The sequence below is a fragment of the Thauera carbonicopians genome (assembly GCF_025699485.1).
Lineage (GTDB): Bacteria > Pseudomonadota > Gammaproteobacteria > Burkholderiales > Rhodocyclaceae > Thauera.
Genome location: NZ_JANUXN010000001.1, coordinates 1 through 23,063, shown reverse-complemented (window position 1 = coordinate 23,063; position 23,063 = coordinate 1). Strand labels below are relative to the sequence as shown.

Here is a 23,063-nt window from a genome sequence, read left to right as displayed (position 1 = left end):
CCGGCCATTCATCGATCATCAATCCCGGGAGTTCGCCCATGTCTCTTCGCCTCTGGCCCAGCATCATCCTCGGCGCCGCCCTCGTCTCGCCGCTTGCCGCAACTGTCGCGCTTGCCTCACCCGAGCAGAACGCCCGTCAGCAGCAAACCATCGAATTCTCGGCGAACGCAAGCCAGGCAGCACCGAACGACCTCGGCATCGCCACCCTCTATGCTGAAAGCAACGGCAAGGATGCGGCTGTGCTGGCGAAGGAAATCAATCGGCGTATCAGCAAGGCGCTCGACCTGGCGCGTGGCTTCGCCAGCGTGAAAGCCCAGTCCGGCGGGGTATCGACCTGGCCGGTGTATGCGAAGAACGGCCAGGGGAAGATCGAATCGTGGCGCATGCGCTCGGAGATCCGCATCGAAAGCCGTGACCTCGGTGCGCTGTCGGAGCTGATCGGCAGGCTGCAGTCGGATCTGGCCTTGTCGGGCGTCGCCATGCAGCCCGCGCCCGAGACCCGGCGCAAGGCGGAAGAGGAAGCCACCGTCAGCGCGATTCAGGCTTTCGAGCAGCGCGCGGCGCTGATCGCCAAGACCCTCGGCAAGCAATACCGCATCGTGCATATGTCGATCGGTGACAGCGGCGGCCTGCCGCCGATCAGGTATCGCATGCAGGCCGCGCCGGCGATGATGGCCGATGCGGCGCACGCGCCAGCGCCGCTCGAAGGCGGCGAGAGCGAACTGGCAGTCAACATCAACGGCCGCATCGAATTGCTGGACTGAAGCAGGCCGGGCCTGCAAGCCCTGGCTTGCCATTGCCGGCTGCCGCGCTGGACGCGGCAGGCCGGCTCGATTATGTTTGCGCGCATGGAACACGCATCGACACCCGCTCCACGCCCGGCCATCCGCCTTGCCGGCATCGCCGCGCTCGCTGCAGCCCTCCTCGCCGGCTGCAGCTCGGCGCCCGCGCCCGGTCCGCATGCGACGACGGATGCTCCCATCACCCAGTCCCGCTACTTCACGCTCGAAGACGAAGCCCATGCGCAGGAAATGGTGCTGTTCGCGCTCGGCCTGCTCGACACCGGCTACCGCTTCGGCGGACGCAACCCCGAAGCGGGCCTGGACTGCAGCGGCATGGTGGCCTGGATCGTCGAGAACATCAGCGGCAAGCGCCTGCCGCACAACGCCGCCCAGATCGCCGACCGCACGCGGCCGATCAAGGTCAATCAGCTCCAGCCCGGCGACCTGGTGTTCTTCAACACCCTGAAACGCCGCCATTCGCACATGGGCATCTACATCGGCGACGGCCGCTTCATCCATGCGCCATCCAGCCGCGGCAGCGTCCGCGTGGAAAGGCTGGACAACCGCTACTTCGCGCCGCGCATCGACGGCGCACGGACGCTGATCGCCCTGAACTGAGCCATGGCCCGCCCGACAGCGGGCATGCCAATTACCGGCACGAACCCTTGCGCCCGGCTTCCATTCGGTTTTTTCGCGCCGTGCACGGCGTGGCAGCGCACAGCCCTATTTCTGCGGCACCTGCACGTAGATTTCTTCCGGCCGGGTCAGGCCGAGCTCGAAGCGTGCCCGCTCCTCGATCGCCTCGTTACCCGACTTGAGATCGCGCACTTCGGCATCGAGACCGGCGTTGCGCTGTTCGAGACGCAGGTTCTCGGCGCGCTGCGCCTGCAGCAGACGGTCGACTTCCCACACCCGCAGCCAGCCCCCCTTCCCCAGCCAGAGCGGGTACTGCAGCAGCACGACGAGGGCGAGCAGGATCAGGATGGGCCAGCGCATGGAAGGAATACCGCCAGTGCAGGTGCGACAAAGGCCGGCGGACGATCCGCCGGCCTCGGCCGTGCCTCAGTGCTCAGCGCAGGTTGTAGAACGCGCGCTTGCCCGGGTAGAAGGCGGTGTCGCCCAGATCTTCCTCGATGCGCAGCAGCTGGTTGTACTTCGAGATGCGGTCCGAACGCGACAGCGAGCCGGTCTTGATCTGCATCGCGCGCAGGCCGACGGCGATGTCGGCGATGGTCGAGTCGTCGGTCTCGCCCGAACGGTGCGAGATCACCGCGGTGTAGCCGGCCAGCTTGGCCATCTCGACGGCGGCGAAGGTCTCGGTCAGGGTGCCGATCTGGTTGATCTTGATCAGGATCGAGTTGGCGATGCCCTTTTCGATGCCTTCCTGCAGGATGCGGGTGTTGGTGACGAACAGGTCGTCGCCCACCAGCTGCACCTTGCTGCCCAGGCGCTCGGTCAGCACTTTCCAGCCCTCCCAGTCGCCTTCGGCCATCGCGTCCTCGATCGACACGATCGGGAACTTGTCGCACAGCGTCGCCAGGTAGTCGGTGAAGCCTTCGGCGCTCAGCGACAGGCCTTCGCCCTTCAGCTCGTACTTGCCGTCCTTGTAGAACTCGGAGGCGGCGCAGTCGAGCGCCAGCAACACGTCCTGGCCGGGCACGTAGCCGGCGGCGATGATGGCTTCCTGGATCAGGTTCAGCGCTTCCTCGGTGCCGGACACGTTGGGGGCGAAGCCGCCTTCGTCGCCGACCGTGGTCGGGTAGCCCTTGCCATCGACGATCTTCTTCAGGTGCTGGAAGATCTCGGCGCCGCAGCGCAGGGCTTCGCGGAAGCTGTTCATGCTCACCGGCATGATCATGCATTCCTGGATGTCGAGGCTGTTGTTGGCGTGTTCGCCGCCATTGATGACGTTCATCATCGGCACCGGCATCACCATCGGGCTGGAGCCGCCGAAATAGCGGTACAGCGGCAGGCCCGCTTCCTCGGCAGCGGCCTTGGCCACGGCCATCGACACCGCCAGCATGGCGTTGGCGCCCAGGCGCGACTTGTTCTCGGTGCCGTCCAGCTCGATCAGGGTGCGGTCGATGAAGGACTGGTCTTCGGCGTCGAGGCCGATGATGGCTTCGGCGATCTCGGTGTTCACGTTCTCGACCGCGCGCAGCACGCCCTTGCCGAGGAAGCGCGACTTGTCGCCGTCGCGCAGTTCGATCGCTTCGCGCGAGCCGGTGGACGCGCCCGAGGGCACGGCGGCGCGGCCCATCACGCCGGATTCCAGCAGCACGTCGGCTTCGACGGTCGGGTTGCCGCGGGAGTCGAGAATCTCGCGGGCGATCACATCAACGATTGCACTCATATGTTTGTCCTGTTTCAGTTACGGGATGATTCGAATCGATCACGCGGGGGCATGACCCGGCAGAAAGAATGCTCGCGCCCGCGCGCCGCCTTGTGGGCGCCGCCGCGCTATAGCGCTCATCAGTCCGTGCGGATACCGCCGCCGCCCAGCCATTTTCAGAGCGTGGTTTCGAGGAAGCCTTCGCGCTTGACCAGCGCGTCGATCTCCTTCAGCGTCGCCAGCAAGGCCTTCATCTTCGGCAGCGGCCAGGCGTTGGGGCCGTCGGACAGCGCCTTGGCCGGATCGGGATGTGTTTCCATGAACAGGCCCGCCACGCCGACCGCGACCGCCGCACGCGCCAGCACCGGCACGAACTCGCGCTGGCCGCCCGAAGCCGTGCCCTGCCCGCCCGGCAGCTGCACCGAATGGGTGGCATCGAACACCACCGGACAGCCGGTGTCGCGCATGATCGCCAGCGAACGCATGTCGGAGACGAGGTTGTTGTAGCCGAAGGAGGCGCCGCGCTCGCAGACCATGATGGTGTCAGCACCGCCATTGGCCTCGCGCGCCTTGTCGGCGACGTTCTTCATGTCGCCCGGGGCGAGGAACTGGCCCTTCTTGATGTTGACCGGCTTGCCGCTGGCCGCCACCGCATGGATGAAATCGGTCTGGCGGCACAGGAAGGCTGGCGTCTGCAGCACATCGACGACCGAGGCCACCACCGGGATTTCCTCGATGGTATGGACGTCGGTCAGCACCGGCAGAGCGAGCTGTCTCTTCACTGTTTCGAGCATCTTGAGCCCGGCATCCATGCCGTGGCCGCGGAAGCTCCTGCCCGAGCTGCGGTTGGCCTTGTCGTAGGAGGCCTTGAAGATGTACGGAATGCCCAGTTCGCCGCAGATCTCCTTCATCTGGCCGGCGATGTCCAGACACATCTGCTCGGATTCGGCCACGCAGGGGCCGGCGATGAGGAAGAAGGGCTTGTCGAGTCCGACTTCGAAACCACACAGGTTCATGCTTCGCTCCTTCAGGCGCTGGTCTGCTTGCGTGCGATTGCCGCCTTCACATAGGCGGTGAACAGCGGGTGTCCCTTGCGCGGGTTGGACGTGAATTCGGGATGGAACTGGCAGCCGACGAACCACGGATGCACGTCGGTGGGCAGTTCGACCATCTCGCACAGGTCGGTGGCCGGCGCACGACCCGCCACCACCAGGCCCTTCTCTTCCAGCCTGGCCAGCAGCGTGTTGTTCACTTCGTAGCGGTGGCGATGGCGCTCGATGATCTCGGCCGCGCCATAGATCTCGCGCGCCAGCGTGCCTTCCTTCAACTGACAGAGCTGGCCGCCCAGGCGCATCGTGCCGCCGAGGTCGGACGCTTCGCTGCGCTTCTCGATCCTGCCGCTGCGGTCCTTCCATTCGGTGATGAGGCCGATCACCGGGAAGCAGGTGTCGGATGCGAACTCGGTCGAATGCGCGCCTTCCATGCCGGCGACGTCGCGGGCGAACTCGACCACGGCAAGCTGCATGCCGAGGCAGATGCCAAGATAAGGCACTTTGTTCTCGCGCGCATGGCGGATGGCCGCGATCTTGCCTTCGGTACCGCGCTTGCCGAAACCGCCGGGCACCAGGATGGCGTCCATCGTATCGAGCACGCCGCAGCCGTCGCGCTCGATGTCCTCGGAGTCGATGTAGTGGATCCTGACCTTCGACTCGGTGTGCATGCCGGCGTGGTTCAGCGCCTCGATCAGCGACTTGTACGATTCGGTGAGATCGACGTACTTGCCGACGAAGCCGATGTTGACCGTCTGCTTCGGATGCTCGAGCGCATGGATCAGCTTCTCCCACACCGACAGGTCGGCCGCGCGGGCCAGGATGTCGAGCTTGTGGCAGACGATCTGGTCGAGCATCTGGTCGTGCAGCATGCCCGGAATCTTGTAGATCGAGTCGGCGTCCAGGCATTCGATGACCGCTTCGGGCATCACGTTGCAGAACAGCGCGATCTTGCGCCGCTCGTCCACCGGGATCGAGCGGTCGGCGCGGCACAGCAGGATGTCGGGCTGGATGCCGATCTCGCGCAGCTCCTTGACCGAATGCTGGGTCGGCTTGGTCTTCAGTTCGCCCGCGGTCGGGATGTAGGGCAGCAGCGTCAGATGGATGAAGCAGGTGCCGTTGCGGCCTTCCTCGAAACCCATCTGGCGGATCGCTTCGAGGAAGGGCAGCGATTCGATGTCGCCCACGGTACCGCCGACTTCGACGATCGCCACGTCGGCGCCTTCGGCGCCGCGCTTGACGTAGGCCTTGATCTCGTCGGTGATGTGCGGGATGACCTGCACGGTCTTGCCCAGGTATTCGCCGCGCCGTTCCTTCTTCAACACCGACTCGTAGATCTGGCCGGTGGTGAAGTTGTTGCGCTTGCTCATCTTGGCGCTGGTGAAGCGCTCGTAGTGACCGAGGTCGAGGTCGGTCTCGGCGCCGTCCTCGGTGACGAAGACTTCACCGTGCTGGAACGGGCTCATGGTGCCCGGATCGACGTTGATGTAGGGATCGAGCTTGAGGTGCGTGACCTTGATGCCACGGGACTCGAGGATGGCCCCCAATGAGGCCGCCGCGATGCCTTTGCCCAGGGAGGACACGACACCGCCGGTAACGAAGACGTATTTGGTCATGGGAACAGTGCTGCGGGAAAGCGCGATGATAACCGATCAGTCCGATCTAAGTCAGTACGCCGGAGCCCGCGGAGCACGGTCAACTGCAACAACGGTATTCATGCGCCTGTCCGCGCATACGGCAGACGGCCCCTGCTCCATCCCCTTCAGCCATCAGGGCCTGGAGTGAATGGAACAGGGGCCGCTTGCGCCCGTGGGGTATGCTCAAGCCTTCTTTTCGCAGCCGATGCAGCGATAGATCACGGCGCCGAGCACCGCGCCGATGATCGGCGCGATCCAGAACAGCCAAAGTTGGGCCGTCGCCCAGTCGCCGACGAAGACCGCCACGCCGGTGCTGCGCGCCGGGTTGACCGAGGTGTTGGTGACCGGGATGCTGATCAGGTGGATCAGCGTCAGGCACAGGCCGATGGCGATCGGCGCGAAGCCCTGCGGCGCACGCTTGTCGGTGGCACCGAGGATGACGATCAGGAACATCATGGTCATGACCACTTCGGTGATCAGCGCCGCCTGCAGGCTGTAGCCGCCGGGCGAATGCTCGCCGTAGCCGTTCGAGGCGAAGCCGCCGGAGACGTCGAAGCCGGCCTTGCCGGTGGCGATCAGGTAGAGCACGCCGCCCGCGGCGATGCCGCCCAGCACCTGGGCGACGATGTAGGGAAGCAGTTCCTTGGCCGGGAAACGGCCACCGGCCCACAGGCCGATCGACACCGCCGGGTTGAGGTGGCAGCCCGAGATGTGGCCGATGGCGAAGGCCATCGTCAACACGGTCAGGCCGAACGCCAGCGACACGCCCAGCAGGCCGATGCCGACATCCGGGAAGGCCGCGGCCAGCACGGCGCTGCCGCAGCCGCCCAGGACCAGCCAGAAAGTTCCGAAGAACTCCGCACCATATTTGTTCATTTATTTCTCCGTTGTTTTGTTGGCGACACTGCCAGACGAGCGTGAAGGGGAAGGGATTTCCCGTCTCCGCCGGGATGGAAGTGCCTGCCCAAGGCCGGCCCATCCCGGGAAAAAAGGGAAATCCAGCCGAATCCTAGACGATTGGCACGGGTCTGGCAAAGTGCGCACACCCTGTTCGGGCAACAGATCCGCACCGCAACAAAGCAGATCGACAGAAACTGGCCCTGATCAGCATCCGAAAGGCCGATATCACATGCTGTACCGCAACATCCCACCTCCGGAAAATGATCCCGTCAAATGACGCTGGCAAACCCGCTTCATCAATGCCTCGGCGGCGGGCTCAACGGATGAAATCCCGGTTCACCTCACGAAAGAGTTCGGTGCCGCCGCGCTGCAGCCATTCGAAGGCGACCATCTCGCGCGACACGATCTCGATGCCGTGGCTGCGCATGCGCGCGAAGGCCAGGTCGCGGTTGGCCGGATCGCGCGAGCCGGCAGCCTCGGCGACGATGAACACTTCCTTGCCTGCCCAGCGCAGGTCGAGCGCGGTCTGCTGCACGCAGACATGGGCTTCGGTGCCGCACATGATGACCTGGCGGCAATCCGCCACCGCGGTGCCGGCCAGGCAGCCATCGCCCTGTGCCGAAAAGCACTGCTTGCCGACGTACTGCGCGCCGGCAGTGGCGGCGCGCACCGACTCCAGCGTGCCGCCGATCTTGTCGGGGAAATGTTCGGTGACGACGATGGGCACTCCGATGCGCCCGGCGACCTGCGCCAGCCAGATGCAGTTGGCCTCGACTGCGTCCTTGTCGTGAATGAAAGGAGCCAGCTTCGCCTGCACGTCGATGATCAGCAGGACGGATTTCTCACGGTTCATCAGCACGTCGTTCTCCTGGTCTCAGTCGGCCAATTCGGTACGGTTGCGGAAATCCGCCAGCGCTTCGGGATTGGCCAGTGCTTCCTGATTCTTCACCGGCCGGCCATGCACCACGTTGCGCACCGCCAGTTCGACGATCTTGCCGCTCTTGGTGCGCGGGATGTCCTCCACCTGCAGTACCTTGGCCGGCACATGGCGCGGCGTGGTGTTGTCGCGGATCGTCTGCCTGATGCGCTGCACCAGGCCGTCGTCGAGCGCCAGCCCCTCGCGCAGCCTGACGAACAGCACCACGCGCACGTCGTTCGGGTTCTGCGGCGGCCAGTCCTGGCCGATCACCAGGCTTTCGACCACTTCGTCCAGCTTCTCGACCTGGCGGTAGATTTCCGCCGTGCCGATGCGCACGCCGCCGGGATTGAGGGTGGCATCCGAGCGGCCGTAGATGATGATTCCGCCGTGAGCGGTGATCTCGCAGAAGTCACCGTGGCACCAGACATCGGGGAAGCGATCGAAATAGGCGGCCCGATACTTGCTGCCGTCGGCGTCGTTCCAGAAGCCCAGCGGCATCACCGGGAAAGGCCGGGTGCACACCAGTTCGCCTTTCTCGCCCCGCACCGGGTGGCCATCGTCGTCCCAGACGTCCACCGCCATGCCCAGGCCGCGGCACTGGATCTCGCCGCGCCACACCGGCAGCACCGGGCTGCCGAGCACGAAGCAGGAGATGATGTCGGTGCCGCCCGAGATGGACGAAAGCTGCAGGTCGGCCTTGATCTCGCGATAGACGTAGTCGAAGCCTTCGGGCACCAGCGGGCTGCCGGTGCTCATCATCGCCCGCACGCTGTCGAGCCGGTGCGTCTCGCGCGGCTTGAGGCCGAACTTGGCGCAGGCGTCGATGAACTTGGCCGAAGTGCCGAAGTGGGTCATGCCTTCGGCGTCGGCGTAGTCGAAGATGACGTGGTTGTCGCCGGCGAAGGGCGAGCCGTCGTAGAGCAGCAGCGTGGCGCCGGCCGCCAGGCCCGACACCAGCCAGTTCCACATCATCCAGCCGCAGGTGGTGAAATAATAGACGCGGTCGCCCGGCTTGACGTCGGAGTGCAGCCGGTGCTCCTTGAGGTGCTGCAGCAGCGCGCCGCCGGCGCAATGCACGATGCACTTGGGCACGCCGGTGGTGCCCGAGGAATACATGATGTACAGCGGGTGGTCGAAGGGCAGCTGGGCGAACTCGATGTCGTCGACGAAATGGAACGGCTCGATGAAGTCGGCGTACATGCGCGCATGCGGCACTTTCGACAGATCGTGGTCGTGATGCACGTAGGGCACGACCACCACACGCTCGACCGAAGGCAGCTGGCCGACGATCTCGCCGAGCTTGTCGAGCACGTCGACGGTCTTGCCACCGTAGTAGTAGCCGTCGCAGGCCACCAGCACCTTGGGTTCGGTCTGGCCGAAGCGGTCGAGCACACCCTGCACGCCGAAGTCGGGCGAGGCCGAGGTGAAGATGGCGCCGATGCTCGTCGCCGCCAGCATCGCGACGACCGTCTCGGGCATGTTGGGCATGTAGGCGGCGACGCGATCACCCGCCACCACGCCCTGCTCGCGCAGCGCGGCGGCGAAATGGGCCACGGCGCGGTACAGCTCGCCATGGCTCATGCGGTTCTTGACGCGGTCCTCGCCCCAGAACACCAGCGCATCATGGCCATCGCGCGAACGCAACAGGTTCTGCGCGAAGTTGAGCCGCGCATCCGGAAACCACTTCGCCCCCGGCATCCGCTCGCCATCGACCAGCACACGTTCGCCGCGCGTGCCGATGACGCCGCCGCCAGCTGCCCCCTCGCCGTCCCAGACGCTGAACCAGAACTGCTCGGGCTGCTCGACCGACCAGGCATGCAGCGCTTCATGGTCGGGCAGCGAAACACCCCAGCGCTTTTCAACCGCGAGCCGGAATGCGGTGACGTTGGCCGAAGCGATCCGCTCCGGCGAAGGTTGCCACAAGGGCTTGTCGTTTGCAGGATTCATGATGTCTCCTCACCATCGATCGATATTCACGCAAGTTGAGCTGCCTGCTATTCCGGCGCTCCTGCGGTCGAATGTTCAGCCGGCAGCGCTGTCGAGCAGCGCCCGGATCGCTTCGGGCAAGGGCGCGGACCTGCCGGTGGCGTTGTCCATCCATACCGTCTTCGCCGCGCCTTCGGCGTAGAGCCTGTCCTCTCCCTCGACGTAGAGCTCGTACCATGTCATCACGCTCGTACGTCCCAACTCGCCAGCGTACATCCTGACGACGACGGTTGCAGGATAGTTGACCGGCGCGAAAAAGGTGCAGCTGGCATTGATGATCACCGGCCCGGCCGTCTCCTTCGGGCTGACCTGGAAACCCATCTTCTCGGCCCATTCGCAGCGGGCCTGCTCGAAATAGCGGAAATAGACCGTGTTGTTGACGTGGCCGTAGGCGTCCATGTCGCCCCAGCGCACCGGAATACGGGTCGTATGGACGAGCTTTGCCCCTTCTTTCATGTTGTCGTCTCCATTGTTCGTTCTGACCGGCCTTGTTCGACCGGCTTTTTTCAATCGCACGCACACTGTAACATACGCATCCGTATGTTCAGCGAGGCAGGCTTACGGACTACTCGCGACCGTTTAAACTAAGCCGTTTCGCAAATCGGCAAGAAAGCGAAGCATACCTTCGCGCACAGGAGAACAGGATGGAACGCGAATCGATGGAGTTCGACGTACTGATCGTGGGCGGCGGCCCGGCAGGGCTGTCGTCGGCGATCCGGCTCAAGCAGCTGGCGTCGGCGCAGGGCCGGGAACTGTCGGTGTGCCTGATCGAGAAGGCGGCCGAGCTCGGCGCCCACATCCTGTCGGGCGCGGTGATGGACCCGCGCGCACTCACCGAACTGATTCCGGACTGGAAGGCGCAGGGCGCGCCGCTCAAGACCGCGGTGACCGAGGACAAGGTGCTGTTCCTCGACGAGACCGGCGCGCGCCAGCTCCCCAACGGGCTGCTGCCGGACTGTTTCGTCAACCACGGCAACTACATCGTGCGCCTGGGCAACGTGGTCAAGTGGCTCGGCGAGCAGGCCGAGGCGCTGGGGGTGGAAGTCTATCCGGGCTTTGCCGGTGCCGAGATCCTGTACGACGAGGCCGGTGCGGTGAAGGGCGTCGCCACCGGCGACATGGGCCTGAACCGCGACGGCACGCCGGGCCCGCACCACCAGCCGGGCATGGAACTGCACGCCAGATACACCCTGTTCGCCGAAGGCTGTCGCGGCCACTTGGGCAAGCAGCTCGAAGCGAAGTACGACTTGCGCGACGGCGCCGACCCGCAGACCTACGGCATCGGCATCAAGGAGCTGTGGGAAGTCAAACCCGAGCACCACCGCCCCGGCCTGGTCGTGCACACCGCCGGCTGGCCGATGGACAGCGCCACCTACGGCGGCGGCTTCGTCTATCACCTCGAGGACAACCTGGTCGCGGTCGGCTACGTGGTGGGCCTGAACTACAGCAACCCGCACCTGTCGCCCTTCGAGGAGATGCAGCGCTACAAGACCCACCCCGAGATCCGCAAATATCTCGAAGGCGGCAAGCGGCTGCAGTACGGCGCCCGCGCCATCGCCGCGGGCGGGCTGCAGAGCCTGCCGCGGCTGATCTTCCCGGGCGGGGCGCTGATCGGCGACGACGCCGGCTTTCTGAACGCGGCGCGCATCAAGGGCAGCCATGCGGCGATCAAGTCGGGCATGCTCGCCGCCGAAGCGGCCTTCGAAGCCCTGGCACAGGAACGCCAGCGCGATGCGCTGACCGCCTACCCGGCCGCTTTCCAGGACTCCTGGCTGCACGCCGAGCTGCACAAGACGCGCAACTTCAAGCCCTACATGAAGAAAGGCCTGTACCTGGGCTCGCTGCTGTTCGGCATCGACCAGGTGCTGTTCAAGGGCAAGGTGCCGTGGACGCTGCACAACACGGCGGATCACACCGCGCTCAAGCCGGCGGCCGACTGCGCGAAGATCGACTACCCGAAACCGGACGGCGTGCTGAGCTTCGATCGGCTCTCTTCGGTGTTCCTGTCGAACACCAACCACGAGGAAGAGCAGCCCTGCCACCTGCGGCTGAAGGACGCCACGGTGCCGATCGCGATCAACCTGGCCAGGTACGACGCGCCCGAGCAGCGCTACTGCCCGGCCGGGGTGTATGAGATCGTGCAGGAGGAAGCCGGGCCGCGGCTGCAGATCAACGCGCAGAACTGTGTGCACTGCAAGACCTGCGACATCAAGGACCCGACGCAGAACATCGACTGGGTCGTGCCCCAGGGCGGCGAGGGGCCGATTTACCAGGGGATGTGACGGCATAGCCTGCCGGCTGCCGCCGAGCCCAGAATCGACGAAGCCCCGCGGCCAGGAGGAACTGCACCCTGGCCGCGGGGCTTTTTGCTGCCCCTGTCAGTCGAGCGCGATCTGTGCCTTCACCCAGAACGTACGCCCCGGTTCGTTGATGCGCTCGCTGGTCACGGCGCCGCCGGCAAAGTCCCAGCCGCCCTTGCCGAGATGCTCGCTGTACTTGCGGTCGAAAACGTTATCGACGCCGGCAGTCAGCAAGGCGGACTTGTTCGGGCGCCAGCCGGCATTGAGCGACAGCGTCGCGAAACCGCTGGTCGGCCCGAGATCCTGGCCATTCGCGACGATGCTGCCCGAGCCCAGGTCGTAGCGGTTCTGGCTGGCAACCACGCGCAGCATCGCGCCATAGGAGAAACGGCGGTCGTCGTACTCGAGTACGAACCTCGCCTCCAGCGGCGGTTGCTGCGCCAGCGCCTTGCCGTCGGTATCGTTGCCGCCACGCACCCAGGCCACGGTGCCCACCGCTTGCCAGTTCGGCGCGAACCGCCAGGTCGCATCGCCTTCCAGGCCATAGACCGTGGCGTCGATGTTGCGGACGCGCGCGGTCGACGGATTCACCCAGCGCAGCAGGATGTAATCATCGACCTTCGAGTAGAAGCCGGACACCGAGGCCGACCAGGCACCAACGCTCCAGTCTGCACCGACGTCGAGCTGAGTGGTCTTCTCCGGCTTCAGCGTATCGAAGCGCGCGCCATTGGCGGCATTGCCGCTGTCGGCACGCATGAACTCCCAGAAATCGGGGAAGCGTTCGACATAGCCTACACCCGCATACCAGGTCCCGGCACCTTCAGCGAAGTCAGCCTCGTAACGGCCGAATCCGCTTTTGAGCGTCTTGTCGACGCTCATGCCGCGGGTAGCGGACGCCGGCCGGTAATCGTGCACCTCGTGCTCGTCGACGCGCAGCCCCGCAACGACACGGCGGATATCGTCGAGCACGTAGCTGGCCTCGCCGAACAGGCCCTGGCGCTCGAAACCGATGTCCTTCTGCCGCTTCTGATCACGATAATCGACTCCGCCACGCACACGGTGCTGATCGTCCCGGACATCCGCACCGACAGTGATCGACCACCGTTCGCTCGGCGCCAGCACGGCTGCCGCACGGGCACCGAGGGTCTGCCGGTCCGGGTTGCTGAGCATCTTCATGCCGCGGTTTGTCCGCAGGCTGAAGTTGTCCATCACATGATCGATGTAGCTGTAGTAGGCATGCGCCTCGACCTTGCGAATCAGCGCTGAGAGATTCTTTTTCTCGAACCGGAGCCCGGCATGTTCGCGCTCGAACCTGGCGCCATCCATGCCGCGGTCGGCGTAAGCCGCTTCACCATCGCTGCGGCCGAAGTTGAGCTCCAGCAGGGTATCGTCGTCCGGCGTCCAGCCGAGGGCTCCGGTCGTGCTCCAGCGGGTGTAGAAGGAATGGATCTCCTTGCCGTCGCCATCGTCGTAGTTGTTGCTGTCCGAACGGGTGGCGCCGACTCTTGCATAGAAATCCGGATTGCCGCCCCTGGCATCGAAAACCTGATCGTTCCGCCCCCAACTGCCGAAGGTCAAGCTGCCGTTGGCGCTCCAGCCGCTGTCCGTCATCCGCTTGATGTCGCGCTCGAAGAGGACGACCGCCGCCGAGTTGCCGGAACCGTAAAGCACGGTTTGCGGCCCTTTCAGGACGGTCACGCGGTCGAAGGATTCCGGATAGACGTAGGCCGTCGGCGGATCCATCCGGCCGCCGCAACCGCCATGGATCTCCTGGCCGTCCTGCAGGATGCCGAGACGCGAACCGGACATCCCGCGAAATACCGGGTCACCATCGGTGCCACCCTTGCGAATGACCGAGAAGCCCGGAATGCTCTTCAGCATGTCCGCACCATCGTGGGCAGGAAGCGGCTGGCGCGGTGCCTTGGGGTCGGTCTCCACCGTCAGTGGTGCGCTGATCACCGGCGCCGTGACCACGATGCTGCCGAGGCGCCCTTCCCCTTCGGCCAGCACCGGCAAAGCCAGTGAAAGTGCCGCAGCAAGCGGCAACTGCTTGAAAACTTGTTTCATCTTCGGATCTCTTTGGATGCTTGCGCACATGGCATGGCCGGATGGCAGGCATGACCAAACCCGCCGCAGCCCGAAACCGGGCTGCGGGTGTGGCATGCTGTCGAATGAGCGCGTTGGGCGGCAGGCGCGATTCCGCGCCGCTACGCAACGAATCTATGAACGGGCTTAATGCTGGCCGTGCCGGTGCCCGCCGGCCGATGCGTTGAGGGGGCGGGCCGGCACCTTGAGCTCGACCGTCCGGCGTTCGCCGTTGGCTTGCTCGACGACGATGCTCAACGGCACCTCGTCGCCCTCCTTCACCTGCTGCTTCAAGTCCAGCAACATCACGTGATAGCCGCCGGGCTTGAGCTCGACGGTTTCCCCGGCCGGAAGATCCAGGGCGGCGACGGGGTTCATCCTCATCACCTCGCCTTCCATGCGCATCTCGTGAATCTCGGCCGCGCCGGCAAGCGGCGAAGCCGCGGCAACGAGGCGGGCGGCACGATCCGATCTCAGCTGCATGAACGCCCCCGTAGCCTTCTGTTGCACCACGGTGGCGCGAACCCAGGCATTGGAAACGGTGACATCGGCAAAGGCCGGCAGGGAACCCAGGACGAAAGCCAGGGCAAGGGCAGTTTTCTTCATGATCGAAGTCCTCGACGACAAAACACATGCAGGGCCTGGACCGCAGCGCTGGATGGCGGTGGAGGCGGTCAGGCGCGGGAATTCATGCACCGGGAGGTGCAGACGGACTCATGCATGCACGGGTGGTGCGCGAGGGCTCGCAGGCGACCATGCGACGGAAAGCCGCGGGACGGCAAGGGAAAACAGCGGCAGGCGCCCGCGCGGGCCCACCGCGGCAAACGGTCCGCTGTGCTCGAACGGCGGCAAGCCGGCGCTGTCGGCATGGAAGACGCAATACGGGCAGGCCGACAGCAGCTCAAGCGGAGTGGAATCGCCGGCACCCTGGTCCCTGGCCAGCTCCACATCCAGATAAAGCCCGGCCTCCACGGCCGGGATCGCCAGCCGCTTGGCACCTCTCGCCGAACAGACCTCGACCAGCAGTTGCTCGCCCGGCTCCACCATCGCCCGACTGACGGCAGGCGCCAAGGCTGCGAACAGCAGCACAAGGATGGCAAACCAGGCGGGAAGGCGTTTATGAAAGCGGTGCACGGGTCGGACAGCCAAGAGGCAGACTGGATCGTCGTCCGCGGATTATATTCACAGGTTCAGGGCAGACCTTGATGTCGCTCAGGCGGCATGCCTCAGGACGACGGACCACGGGATGCGTCGTAGCGTCCGAGCCAGACGACGAAATCGTCCAGCGCCAGCGCCGGCGAAAAATGGAAGCCCTGCAGGTGGTTGCAACCGAGGGCGGCAAGCGCAGCAGCGGTTTCCGCATCCTCGACGCCTTCGGCCGTCACCGTGACCCCCAGGCGATGGGAAAGATCGATGATCGACGAGGCGATTTCCCGGTCCCGCTCCGAACGCAGCAGATCGACGACGAAACTGCGGTCGATCTTCACTTCCTGCACCGACAGGTGCTTGAGCCGGCTCATGCCCGAAAAGCCGGTGCCGAAATCGTCGATGGAGAGCTTGACGCCGAGCAGGCGCAGGCGGCACAGCACGTCGGCAACGCCTTCCCCCGCATCGTCGACCATGTCGGTCTCGGTGATCTCGAGACATAGCCTGCGAGGGGGCATCCCCCACGTGGACAGGGCCTGGCCGATGAGATCGGGAACTTCGGCGTCGTAGAGATCGGTGGCGGACAGGTTGATCGACAGCGTAATGTCGAAGCCCTCCGCATCCAGCCGCGCAAGCGCCTGGGCTGCATGCTGGAACAGCCAGCGGTTGAAGCGATGGCGCATGCCGAGCCTGTCGATCAGGCCGAGCACCACGGGTGGCGGCACCCATTCGCCGGGCACGCGCTCCCAGCGCAGCAAGCCTTCGGCAGCATCGCACTCGCCGTCGATCGCGTGGACTTTGGGCTGCAGGAAAAGCTGCAAGGGCCTTTCACCGCCAAACGCGCCGTGGAGGTCACGTTCGAGGATGGCGAGCCGCGGCGAGGTCCGCTCCATCGACTTGTCGTACATCGCCCCTCGCTCGCCTCTTTGCTGCGCATCGAGCGCCGCGATTCGCGCCGACTGCACCAGGTAGAGCGGATCCTCGCCATGCTCGGGAGATACCGCCGCGCCACAGATGAACTGGATCGGCAGCTCCAGGCCGTTGAACTGGAACGGAGATTCGCCGAAGACCTGCTCGATCTTCAGCATCGCCAGAGTCAGCACCGCCCTGCTCGGCAGTGCCGGCAGCACGATCAGCCATTCCCCGCGGCCAAGCGCGAACAGGCTGTCGCCGCTGCGCAGCAGTCGTTTGAGGATCATGCCCATCTCGCTCTCGAGTCTGCGCCCCTGTTCGAGCGACAGCCGGCAGATGGAGACATTGGGCTGAATGCTGGCCGTGATCACCCCGAGCTCGGCCCCCTGGGGACAGCCGTCCATCGGGTGGCACGAGATTTCGTTCAGGGCCGGCAACAAGTCGGGGGAGCTCAGGAATGCCATCGGTCAGGCCAGGTAGAAATCATTGGGATCGATACCGTATGCATTGGGCGGCAAGGCGCGGAGAATCCGGTAAGGTTCTCCGGCAGCCGTTTCGGGCTGCATCAGCAGGTCCAGTATTCGCGGAAAGCGCTCGACCGCCTTGTCCGGTCCGAGGATGATGATCACGCGCGGCTGCAGCCGCCGTACCTGGTTCTGCTGGATGACCACGGCCACTTCGCCGGAATTGAGTTCCACCAGCGTCCCGATCGGGTAAAGCCCGATGCATTGCAGGAACTGGTCGACCAGCGCGTCGCGGAACAAGGTATTGCGCAGCCGGTTGATCTCTTCCATCGCGCGCTGGCTCGACACCGCCGGCAGATAGACCCTGTCCCGGGTCATCGCACAATAGGTGTCGATGAGGCCGGCCATCTCGGCGGCCAGCGGAATGTTCATGCCCTTCAGGCCGCGCGGATAGCCACTGCCGTCGAAACGCTCGTGATGCGCGGCAATGATGTCGAAGATCTCGGGGTCTACGTTTTCGTTGACCTTGAGCAGCGCCAGGGTGTGCAGCACATGGGCGCGGACGTGCTCGAACTCGCCGCCGTCCAGCGGCCCCGCCTTGGCCAGAATGTCGGGGTCGATCCTGACCTTGCCGATGTCCTGCAACAGGCCCGCCAACCCGAGCTGACGGATGCTTCTCGTGTCCAGCCCGATGAAACGGGCGAACACCATGGCGTGGACCGAGACGTTGACCGCATGATCGTAGGTGTAGCGGTCCGTGCGCTTCAGGCGGGTCAGCCACATCAGGGCATCGGAATTGCGCTCGACCCCTTGCGCCATCTCGCCCACCAGCCCTTCCAGGCGGAGGACATCGATGTTGTCGCCGGCATCGATCGCCACCTGGGTTTCCCGCAGGGCGCGATACACGTCGTCGACGATCGGCGCGGAATAGAACAGCTCGGATTCGAGGCGGCTGCGGCCATCGGCAGCCCTGACACGCGGAATGCTCGGCCTGCGCTGGGTGTGAATCCTGCCTCTGAAGCTGCGTGCAACGGCGAGGAAGCGCGAAGCCTCCTCGCGACTGTCCCGCTCCTCCTCGTCGGCCGTGCTCGAACGCAGGCCCGGCCCCTTGAGCGGCTCGTCCTTCTCGATTGCGCGGGTGCGCTGGTGCTCACCGACCGAGCGGCTGCGATCGATGACGACATGCTTGCAAAAGCGCTGCAAGGTCTGGAGTTCATCGGAAGTCGTGACAAGAAAGCCCTGCAACATGAAGGGCGTTTCCACCCAGGGCCGGTCGATGTCCGCGACGTACATCCCGATCTGGACCTCGCTTGCCGGAATCGTGCTATTCAATCAAAGGCTCCATGAGCACCCTTTCGACGAAGGGTGATTTCTCGGTCGGAAACTCTTTAACGACAGGACGACACCGGACCTGAGCCCGGCCCGAGCCCTGCATCCCCAGTTTGGGCAATACAGGGCCGGCAGGATCACCTCCGGAGAATCACCCCAGCCAAACCCTCGCATTGCGGAACATGCGCAGCCAGGGCGAGGCATCCGGGCTCTCCTCCACCAGCCAGCGCGGCGCCCAGGACATCTGCAAGGTCCGCGCCGTGCGTTCGGGGTGGGGCATCATGATGGTGAACCGTCCGTCCGCCGTGGTAAAACCGGTCGCACCGTCCGCCGAGCCGTTCGGATTCGAAGGGTAGCGCTCGGTGGGCGAACCATGACGATCAATATATCGCAGTGCCATCAAGGCGGCTGTGCGATCCTGCTCGCTCGCGAACACAGTCCGGCCTTCGCCGTGGCTGACGACGATCGGCATGCGGCTGCCCGCCATGCCCTTGAGCAGGATCGACGGGCTGTCGGTGACTTCCACCATGACGAAGCGGGCTTCGAACTGTTCGCTGCGGTTGCGGTGGAAGGTCGGCCAGTTTTCGGCCCCCGGGATGATCGGCGCCAGATGGCCCATCATCTGGCAGCCGTTGCAGACGCCGAGCGCAAAAGTATCGTTGCGGCGGAAGAAGGCTTCGAATTCATCGCGCAGACGGTTGTTGAACAGGATGGACTTGGCCCAGCCCTGCCCCGCGCCCAGCACGTCGCCGTACGAGAAACCGCCGCAGGCCGCCAGCCCGTGGAAGCCGGCCAGGTCGGCCCGCCCAGCCTGCAGCTCGGACATGTGCACATCGACCGGCGCAAAGCCCGCACGCTCCAGTGCGGCAGCCATTTCCAGCTGCGAATTGACCCCCTGCTCGCGCAGCACCGCGACTTTCGGCCGCACGCCGCTGGCGATGAAGGGAGCGGCGACGTCCTCCTTGACGTCGAAGCTCAGCGACACCGACAGGCCGGGATCGGTGGCATCGGCCAGATCTTCGAACTCCTGACGGACCGACTCCGGATCGTCGCGCAGCATCGCGATGCGATGGCTGGTCTCCGACCAGGCCTGCAGCAGCTCGACGCGGCTGGCGGCGAACACCAGCTTGGCGCTGCGGCGCAGGCGGATCTCGTCCATCGCGTTCGGCTCGCCGATGAAGTGGTAGGCGAGCCCTGCCGAGCGCAGCAGTTCGGTGATACGCGAGCGGTCGTCGCGGCGGATCTGCACCACCGCGCCGAGCTCCTCGGCGAACAGGCCGGCGAACAGGCGATCGTCGAAACGGCCCTTGAGCGTGTCGGGCTTCTTCTCCAGCCCATCGACGTCGTTCATGTAGGGGTCGTAGCAGACGGTGTCGAGCACCAGCGACAGGCCGCACTTGGCTGCGAAAGCCATTTCGCAGACGGCAGCGAACAGCCCGCCGTCTGAACGGTCGTGGTAGGCCAGCAACAGATCGTCCCCACGCAGGCGCTGGATGGCCTCGAAGAAGGCCTTGAGCTGCACCGGATCGACGTCCGGCGCATGCTCGCCGACCGAACCGTAGGCCTGGGCGAAAACCGAGCCACCGAGGCGATTCAGGCCGTTGCCGAGGTCGATCAGCAGCAGCTCGGTCTCGACGCTTTCGGGCAACTGCAGCTGCGGCGTGAGCGTGTTGCGGATGTCGCGCACCGGCGCAAAGGCGGTGGCGATCAGCGACAGTGGCGCGACCACCTGCTTGTCCCGACCTTCGTCCTGCCAGGCGGTGCGCATCGACAGCGAATCCTTGCCGACCGGAATCGACACACCCGCCGTGATGCAGAAATCGGACACGGCCTTCACCGTGTCGTAGAGCTTGGCATCCTCGCCGCGATGACCGGCCGCCGCCATCCAGTTGGCCGACAGCTTGACGTCGCCGAGCTTGTCGATGTCGGCGGCGGCGATGTTGGTGATCGCCTCGCCGATCGCCATGCGGCCCGAGGCCGGCGCATCGACGCAGGCCAGCGGCGTGCGCTCGCCCATCGCGAAGGCTTCACCCCGATAGCCCTGGAAGCTCATCGCGGTGACCGCCACGTCGGCTACCGGCACCTGCCAGGGGCCGACGAACTGGTCGCGCGCGGTCAGGCCGCCGACCGAGCGGTCGCCGATGGTGATCAGGAAGCTCTTGCTGGCGACTGCCGGCATCCGCAGCACGCGCAAACCGGCTTCCTTCAGGTCGAAGCCGGTGGTGTCGAAAGGCGGCAGATGGACGGCGCGGCGCGATACGTTGCGCGTCATCTTCGGCGGCTTGCCGAGCAGCACCTTCATGTCCATGTCGACCGGCTTGTTGCCGAAATGACGGTCGGAGACGGTGAGATGGCCATCGGCGGTCGCCGTGCCGAGCACCGCGAAGGGGCAGCGTTCGCGTTCGCAGAAAGCCTGGAACATCGGCAGGCTTCCGGGCGCGATCGCCAGCACGTAGCGTTCCTGGGATTCGTTCGACCAGATCTCGCGCGGGCTCATGCCCGGCTCCTCGATATGCACTTCGCGCAGCTCGAAGTGCGCACCGAGACCGGCGTGGTCGGCCAGTTCCGGCATCGCATTCGACAGTCCGCCGGCACCGACGTCATGGATGGCGATGATCGGGTTGTTGTCGCCCTGCTGCCAGCAGGCGTCGATCACTTCCTGGCAGCGGCGCTGGATCTCCGGGTTGCCGCGCTGCACCGAGGCGAAATCGAGATCGGCAGTGTTGGTGCCGGTCGCCATCGACGATGCGGCACCGCCGCCGAGGCCGATCAGCATGCCCGGGCCGCCGAGCTGGATCAGCAGGGTGCCGGGCGGGAAAGTCGGCTTTTCCGACTGCCGGGCCTGGATGCTGCCGAGGCCGCCCGCGATCATGATCGGCTTGTGGTAGCCGCGCACCTCGCCTTCGACTTCCTGCTCGAAGGTGCGGAAATAACCCGCCAGGTTCGGGCGGCCGAATTCGTTGTTGAAGGCGGCGGCGCCGATCGGCCCCTCGATCATGATGTCGAGCGCGGATGCGATGCGGTCGGGTTTGCCGTAGGCCTTCTCCCAGGGCTGGCCGAAATCCGGGATGTTCAGGTTGGACACGGTGAAACCCGCCAGCCCGGCCTTGGGCCGCGAGCCGCGCCCGGTCGCGCCTTCGTCGCGGATCTCGCCTCCGGCGCCGGTCGCTGCTCCGGGGAAGGGCGAAATCGCCGTCGGGTGGTTGTGCGTCTCGACCTTGGCGAGGATGTGGGTTTCCTCGTCGTGGTAGCGGAAGGCCCTGTCCGCATCCGGATACAGTCGCGCGATGCGGGCGCCCTCGATGATCGAGGCATTGTCCGAATAGGCGACCACCGTGCCTTCGGGATGCGCCTTGTGCGTGTCCTTGATCATGCCGAACAAGGACTTCTCCATCGGCCGCGCGTCGATCACCCAGTCGGCGTTGAATATCTTGTGCCGGCAGTGCTCCGAGTTGGCCTGCGCGAACATCATCAGCTCGACGTCGGTCGGGTTGCGTCCCATGCGGCCGAAGTTGTCGACGAGGTAGTCGATCTCGTCTTCGGACAGCGCGAGTCCGAGCTCCCCGTTCGCCTTCTCCAGCGCCTCGCGCCCGCCGGCGAGAATATCGACCGAGGTCAGCGGCTGCGGCTCGTAGTGGTGGAACAGGGCTTCAGCTTCATCGACGGCGTTCAGCACCGACTCGGTCATGCGGTCGTGCAGCAGCGGCAGCAGCGCGGCGTTGTCTTCCGCGCCGCGGGCATCGATGGTGTAGGCGATGCCGCGCTCGATCCGCACGATCTGGCTGAAGCCGCACTGATGGGCGATGTCGGTCGCTTTCGACGACCAAGGCGAAATCGTGCCCAGCCGCGGCACGACCAGCTTCAGGGCCCCCGTCGGCAGTGCCGGCGTCGCGGGACGCGCATCGAGCAGATCGGCCAGGCGTTCCTGCTCCTCGTTCGACAACGGCGCCGATATCTCGACGAAATACCAGTGCTCCGCGGCAATGGCCTTGAGCCTGGGCTGAAGCTCGGCGAGAGCCCTTGAAAGACGTTCCAGACGAGAGGAGGACAGCGCCAGGGCACCGCGTAGCTTGAGGATCGAAGTCATGTTCTTCATGGAGAGGAAGCGTGGGCGAACGACAGACAGTCGCTCGATATCGAACCCCGGATTATACCTGAGGCACCGAAGCTCTCCGGGCTGCGAACGCCCTTCGCCCCCAAGCCCCGCAGCAGGATGCTTCATTCATGTCCTGGGCAATCAGATCGGCTATATTGACGTCTCCCGGCGTCACCCACCTGGACGCAGCGATCATTTCAACAGGAACTGGAACATGAGCGACAACACCCGGAATTTCGACGAACTGTACGGCTACCGCTTCGAAGATCTCAGCGTTGGCCAATCCGCCTCGATGTCCCGCACCGTCACGGAGGCGGACATCCTGCTGTTTGCCGGCGTGTCGGGTGATACGAACCCCGTCCATCTGGACGAGGAATTCGCTTCGAGCACGATGTTCGGCGGCCGTATCGCGCACGGCATGCTTTCCGCCGGCCTGATCTCCGCCGTCTTCGGCACCCGTCTGCCCGGCCCCGGCTGCATCTACCTGTCGCAGAACCTCAAGTTCAAGGCACCGGTGAAGATCGGCCAGACCGTCGTTGCCCGTGTGACGGTGAAGGAGCTCAAGGCGGAAAAGCGCCGGGCCGTGTTTTCGACGGTCTGCACCTGCGGCGACACCGTCGTCATCGACGGCGAAGCGGAATTGCTGATTCCCGCCCGCAGCTGACACAGCAGCATTGAAAACAATGCCCAAGCGCGCAGTTTGCGCGCTTTTTTGCATCGAACGGCTGTTGAACGTGAGGCTATAGACGTAAAAAAGCCCGACCACAGGATGTTGGTCGGGCATTTTTACGGAGTAGTTAGTCTGACGATGACCTACTTTCACGAGGGCGGGCCTCACTATCATCGGCGCGTTTGTGTTTCACGGTCCTGTTCGGGATGGGAAGGGGTGGTTCCACAAAGCTGTGGTCGTCAGACTGTGACTTGTTCCCTGGGAGGCGTTGTGGCCTTTCAGGGCAAAGTAGGAAGAAGTGTGGGTGTTGTGTGATTGGTGCGCGGGTTGCGCACTTTTCGAGTTCTAGTGTGTGTATCAAGGTTATAGGATCAAGCCACACGGGCAATTAGTATCGGTTAGCTCAACGTGTTGCCACGCTTCCACACCCGACCTATCAACGTTGTGGTCTTCAAC

General features: G+C 64.9%; 18 protein-coding genes and 2 rRNA genes. 4 read left to right on the top strand and 16 right to left on the bottom strand.

The features are described from left to right. Positions 1 to 38 precede the first annotated feature (38 nt). Positions 39 to 764: an SIMPL domain-containing protein gene (locus NX068_RS00100; RefSeq protein WP_263459258.1), complete on the top strand. Its 726-nt coding sequence runs from the start codon at positions 39 to 41 to the stop codon at positions 762 to 764. 84 nt (positions 765 to 848) lie between these two features. Further along, complete coding sequence (locus NX068_RS00095; RefSeq protein WP_263459257.1) at positions 849 to 1,400, top strand: C40 family peptidase; 552 nt, start codon at positions 849 to 851, stop codon at positions 1,398 to 1,400. Between the two features lie 105 nt (positions 1,401 to 1,505). On the opposite strand, the gene ftsB is transcribed toward NX068_RS00095, so the two are convergent. From ftsB to NX068_RS00055, 8 genes are all read right to left on the bottom strand, one after another. Beyond that, positions 1,506 to 1,778: a cell division protein FtsB gene (ftsB, locus tag NX068_RS00090; protein WP_068638080.1), complete on the bottom strand. Its 273-nt coding sequence runs from the start codon at positions 1,776 to 1,778 to the stop codon at positions 1,506 to 1,508. 73 nt (positions 1,779 to 1,851) lie between these two features. Continuing rightward, positions 1,852 to 3,135: a phosphopyruvate hydratase gene (gene eno, locus NX068_RS00085; protein ID WP_263459256.1), complete on the bottom strand. Its 1,284-nt coding sequence runs from the start codon at positions 3,133 to 3,135 to the stop codon at positions 1,852 to 1,854. Between the two features lie 155 nt (positions 3,136 to 3,290). Further along, positions 3,291 to 4,130 (bottom strand): 3-deoxy-8-phosphooctulonate synthase, encoded by an 840-nt coding sequence (gene kdsA, locus NX068_RS00080; RefSeq protein ID WP_263459255.1) that lies wholly within the window; start codon positions 4,128 to 4,130, stop codon positions 3,291 to 3,293. A gap of 11 nt (positions 4,131 to 4,141) precedes the next feature. Then, the gene (pyrG, locus tag NX068_RS00075; protein ID WP_263459254.1) at positions 4,142 to 5,779 is read right to left on the bottom strand and encodes a CTP synthase; all 1,638 of its coding nucleotides are present in this window, start codon (positions 5,777 to 5,779) and stop codon (positions 4,142 to 4,144) included. Positions 5,780 to 5,983: 204 nt separating this feature from the next. Then, the gene (gene aqpZ, locus NX068_RS00070; RefSeq protein ID WP_263459253.1) at positions 5,984 to 6,676 is read right to left on the bottom strand and encodes an aquaporin Z; all 693 of its coding nucleotides are present in this window, start codon (positions 6,674 to 6,676) and stop codon (positions 5,984 to 5,986) included. A 340-nt stretch (positions 6,677 to 7,016) separates the two neighbouring features. Continuing rightward, on the bottom strand, positions 7,017 to 7,559 hold the full coding sequence (locus NX068_RS00065; protein WP_327084793.1) for an isochorismatase family protein: 543 nt from the start codon (positions 7,557 to 7,559) through the stop codon (positions 7,017 to 7,019). Between the two features lie 15 nt (positions 7,560 to 7,574). Continuing rightward, positions 7,575 to 9,566, bottom strand: coding sequence for an acetoacetate--CoA ligase (locus tag NX068_RS00060; protein WP_263459252.1), 1,992 nt, complete (start codon positions 9,564 to 9,566; stop codon positions 7,575 to 7,577). Positions 9,567 to 9,641: 75 nt separating this feature from the next. Next, the gene (locus NX068_RS00055) at positions 9,642 to 10,061 is read right to left on the bottom strand and encodes an acyl-CoA thioesterase (RefSeq protein WP_263459251.1); all 420 of its coding nucleotides are present in this window, start codon (positions 10,059 to 10,061) and stop codon (positions 9,642 to 9,644) included. A gap of 188 nt (positions 10,062 to 10,249) precedes the next feature. On the opposite strand from NX068_RS00055, the gene NX068_RS00050 reads away from it, so the two are divergent. After that, positions 10,250 to 11,887, top strand: coding sequence for an electron transfer flavoprotein-ubiquinone oxidoreductase (locus tag NX068_RS00050; protein ID WP_263459250.1), 1,638 nt, complete (start codon positions 10,250 to 10,252; stop codon positions 11,885 to 11,887). Positions 11,888 to 11,983: 96 nt separating this feature from the next. Here NX068_RS00050 and NX068_RS00045 read toward each other — a convergent pair whose 3' ends face one another. From NX068_RS00045 to purL, 6 genes are all read right to left on the bottom strand, one after another. Beyond that, the gene (locus NX068_RS00045; protein WP_263459249.1) at positions 11,984 to 13,972 is read right to left on the bottom strand and encodes a TonB-dependent copper receptor; all 1,989 of its coding nucleotides are present in this window, start codon (positions 13,970 to 13,972) and stop codon (positions 11,984 to 11,986) included. A gap of 165 nt (positions 13,973 to 14,137) precedes the next feature. After that, positions 14,138 to 14,596, bottom strand: coding sequence for a copper chaperone PCu(A)C (locus NX068_RS00040; protein ID WP_263459248.1), 459 nt, complete (start codon positions 14,594 to 14,596; stop codon positions 14,138 to 14,140). A gap of 108 nt (positions 14,597 to 14,704) precedes the next feature. Next, entirely contained in the window at positions 14,705 to 15,124 is a 420-nt protein-coding gene (locus NX068_RS00035; protein ID WP_263459247.1) for a DUF2946 domain-containing protein, read from the bottom strand. A 92-nt stretch (positions 15,125 to 15,216) separates the two neighbouring features. After that, complete coding sequence (locus tag NX068_RS00030) at positions 15,217 to 16,512, bottom strand: GGDEF domain-containing phosphodiesterase (protein WP_263459246.1); 1,296 nt, start codon at positions 16,510 to 16,512, stop codon at positions 15,217 to 15,219. Between the two features lie 3 nt (positions 16,513 to 16,515). Further along, positions 16,516 to 17,844: a cyclic di-GMP phosphodiesterase gene (locus NX068_RS00025; protein WP_263459245.1), complete on the bottom strand. Its 1,329-nt coding sequence runs from the start codon at positions 17,842 to 17,844 to the stop codon at positions 16,516 to 16,518. Between the two features lie 148 nt (positions 17,845 to 17,992). Beyond that, positions 17,993 to 21,928 carry a phosphoribosylformylglycinamidine synthase gene (gene purL / locus NX068_RS00020; RefSeq protein ID WP_263459716.1) on the bottom strand — a complete coding sequence of 1,312 codons (3,936 nt, stop codon included), beginning with the start codon at positions 21,926 to 21,928 and terminating at the stop codon, positions 17,993 to 17,995. Between the two features lie 223 nt (positions 21,929 to 22,151). On the opposite strand from purL, the gene NX068_RS00015 reads away from it, so the two are divergent. Further along, on the top strand, positions 22,152 to 22,601 hold the full coding sequence (locus tag NX068_RS00015; protein WP_263459244.1) for a MaoC family dehydratase: 450 nt from the start codon (positions 22,152 to 22,154) through the stop codon (positions 22,599 to 22,601). Between the two features lie 136 nt (positions 22,602 to 22,737). Here the strand turns inward: NX068_RS00015 and rrf are convergent. Both rrf and NX068_RS00005 read right to left on the bottom strand, forming a co-directional pair. Further along, a 5S ribosomal RNA gene (gene rrf / locus NX068_RS00010) occupies positions 22,738 to 22,851 on the bottom strand. Between the two features lie 123 nt (positions 22,852 to 22,974). Continuing rightward, positions 22,975 to 23,063, bottom strand: a 23S ribosomal RNA gene (locus NX068_RS00005); the annotation flags it as partial.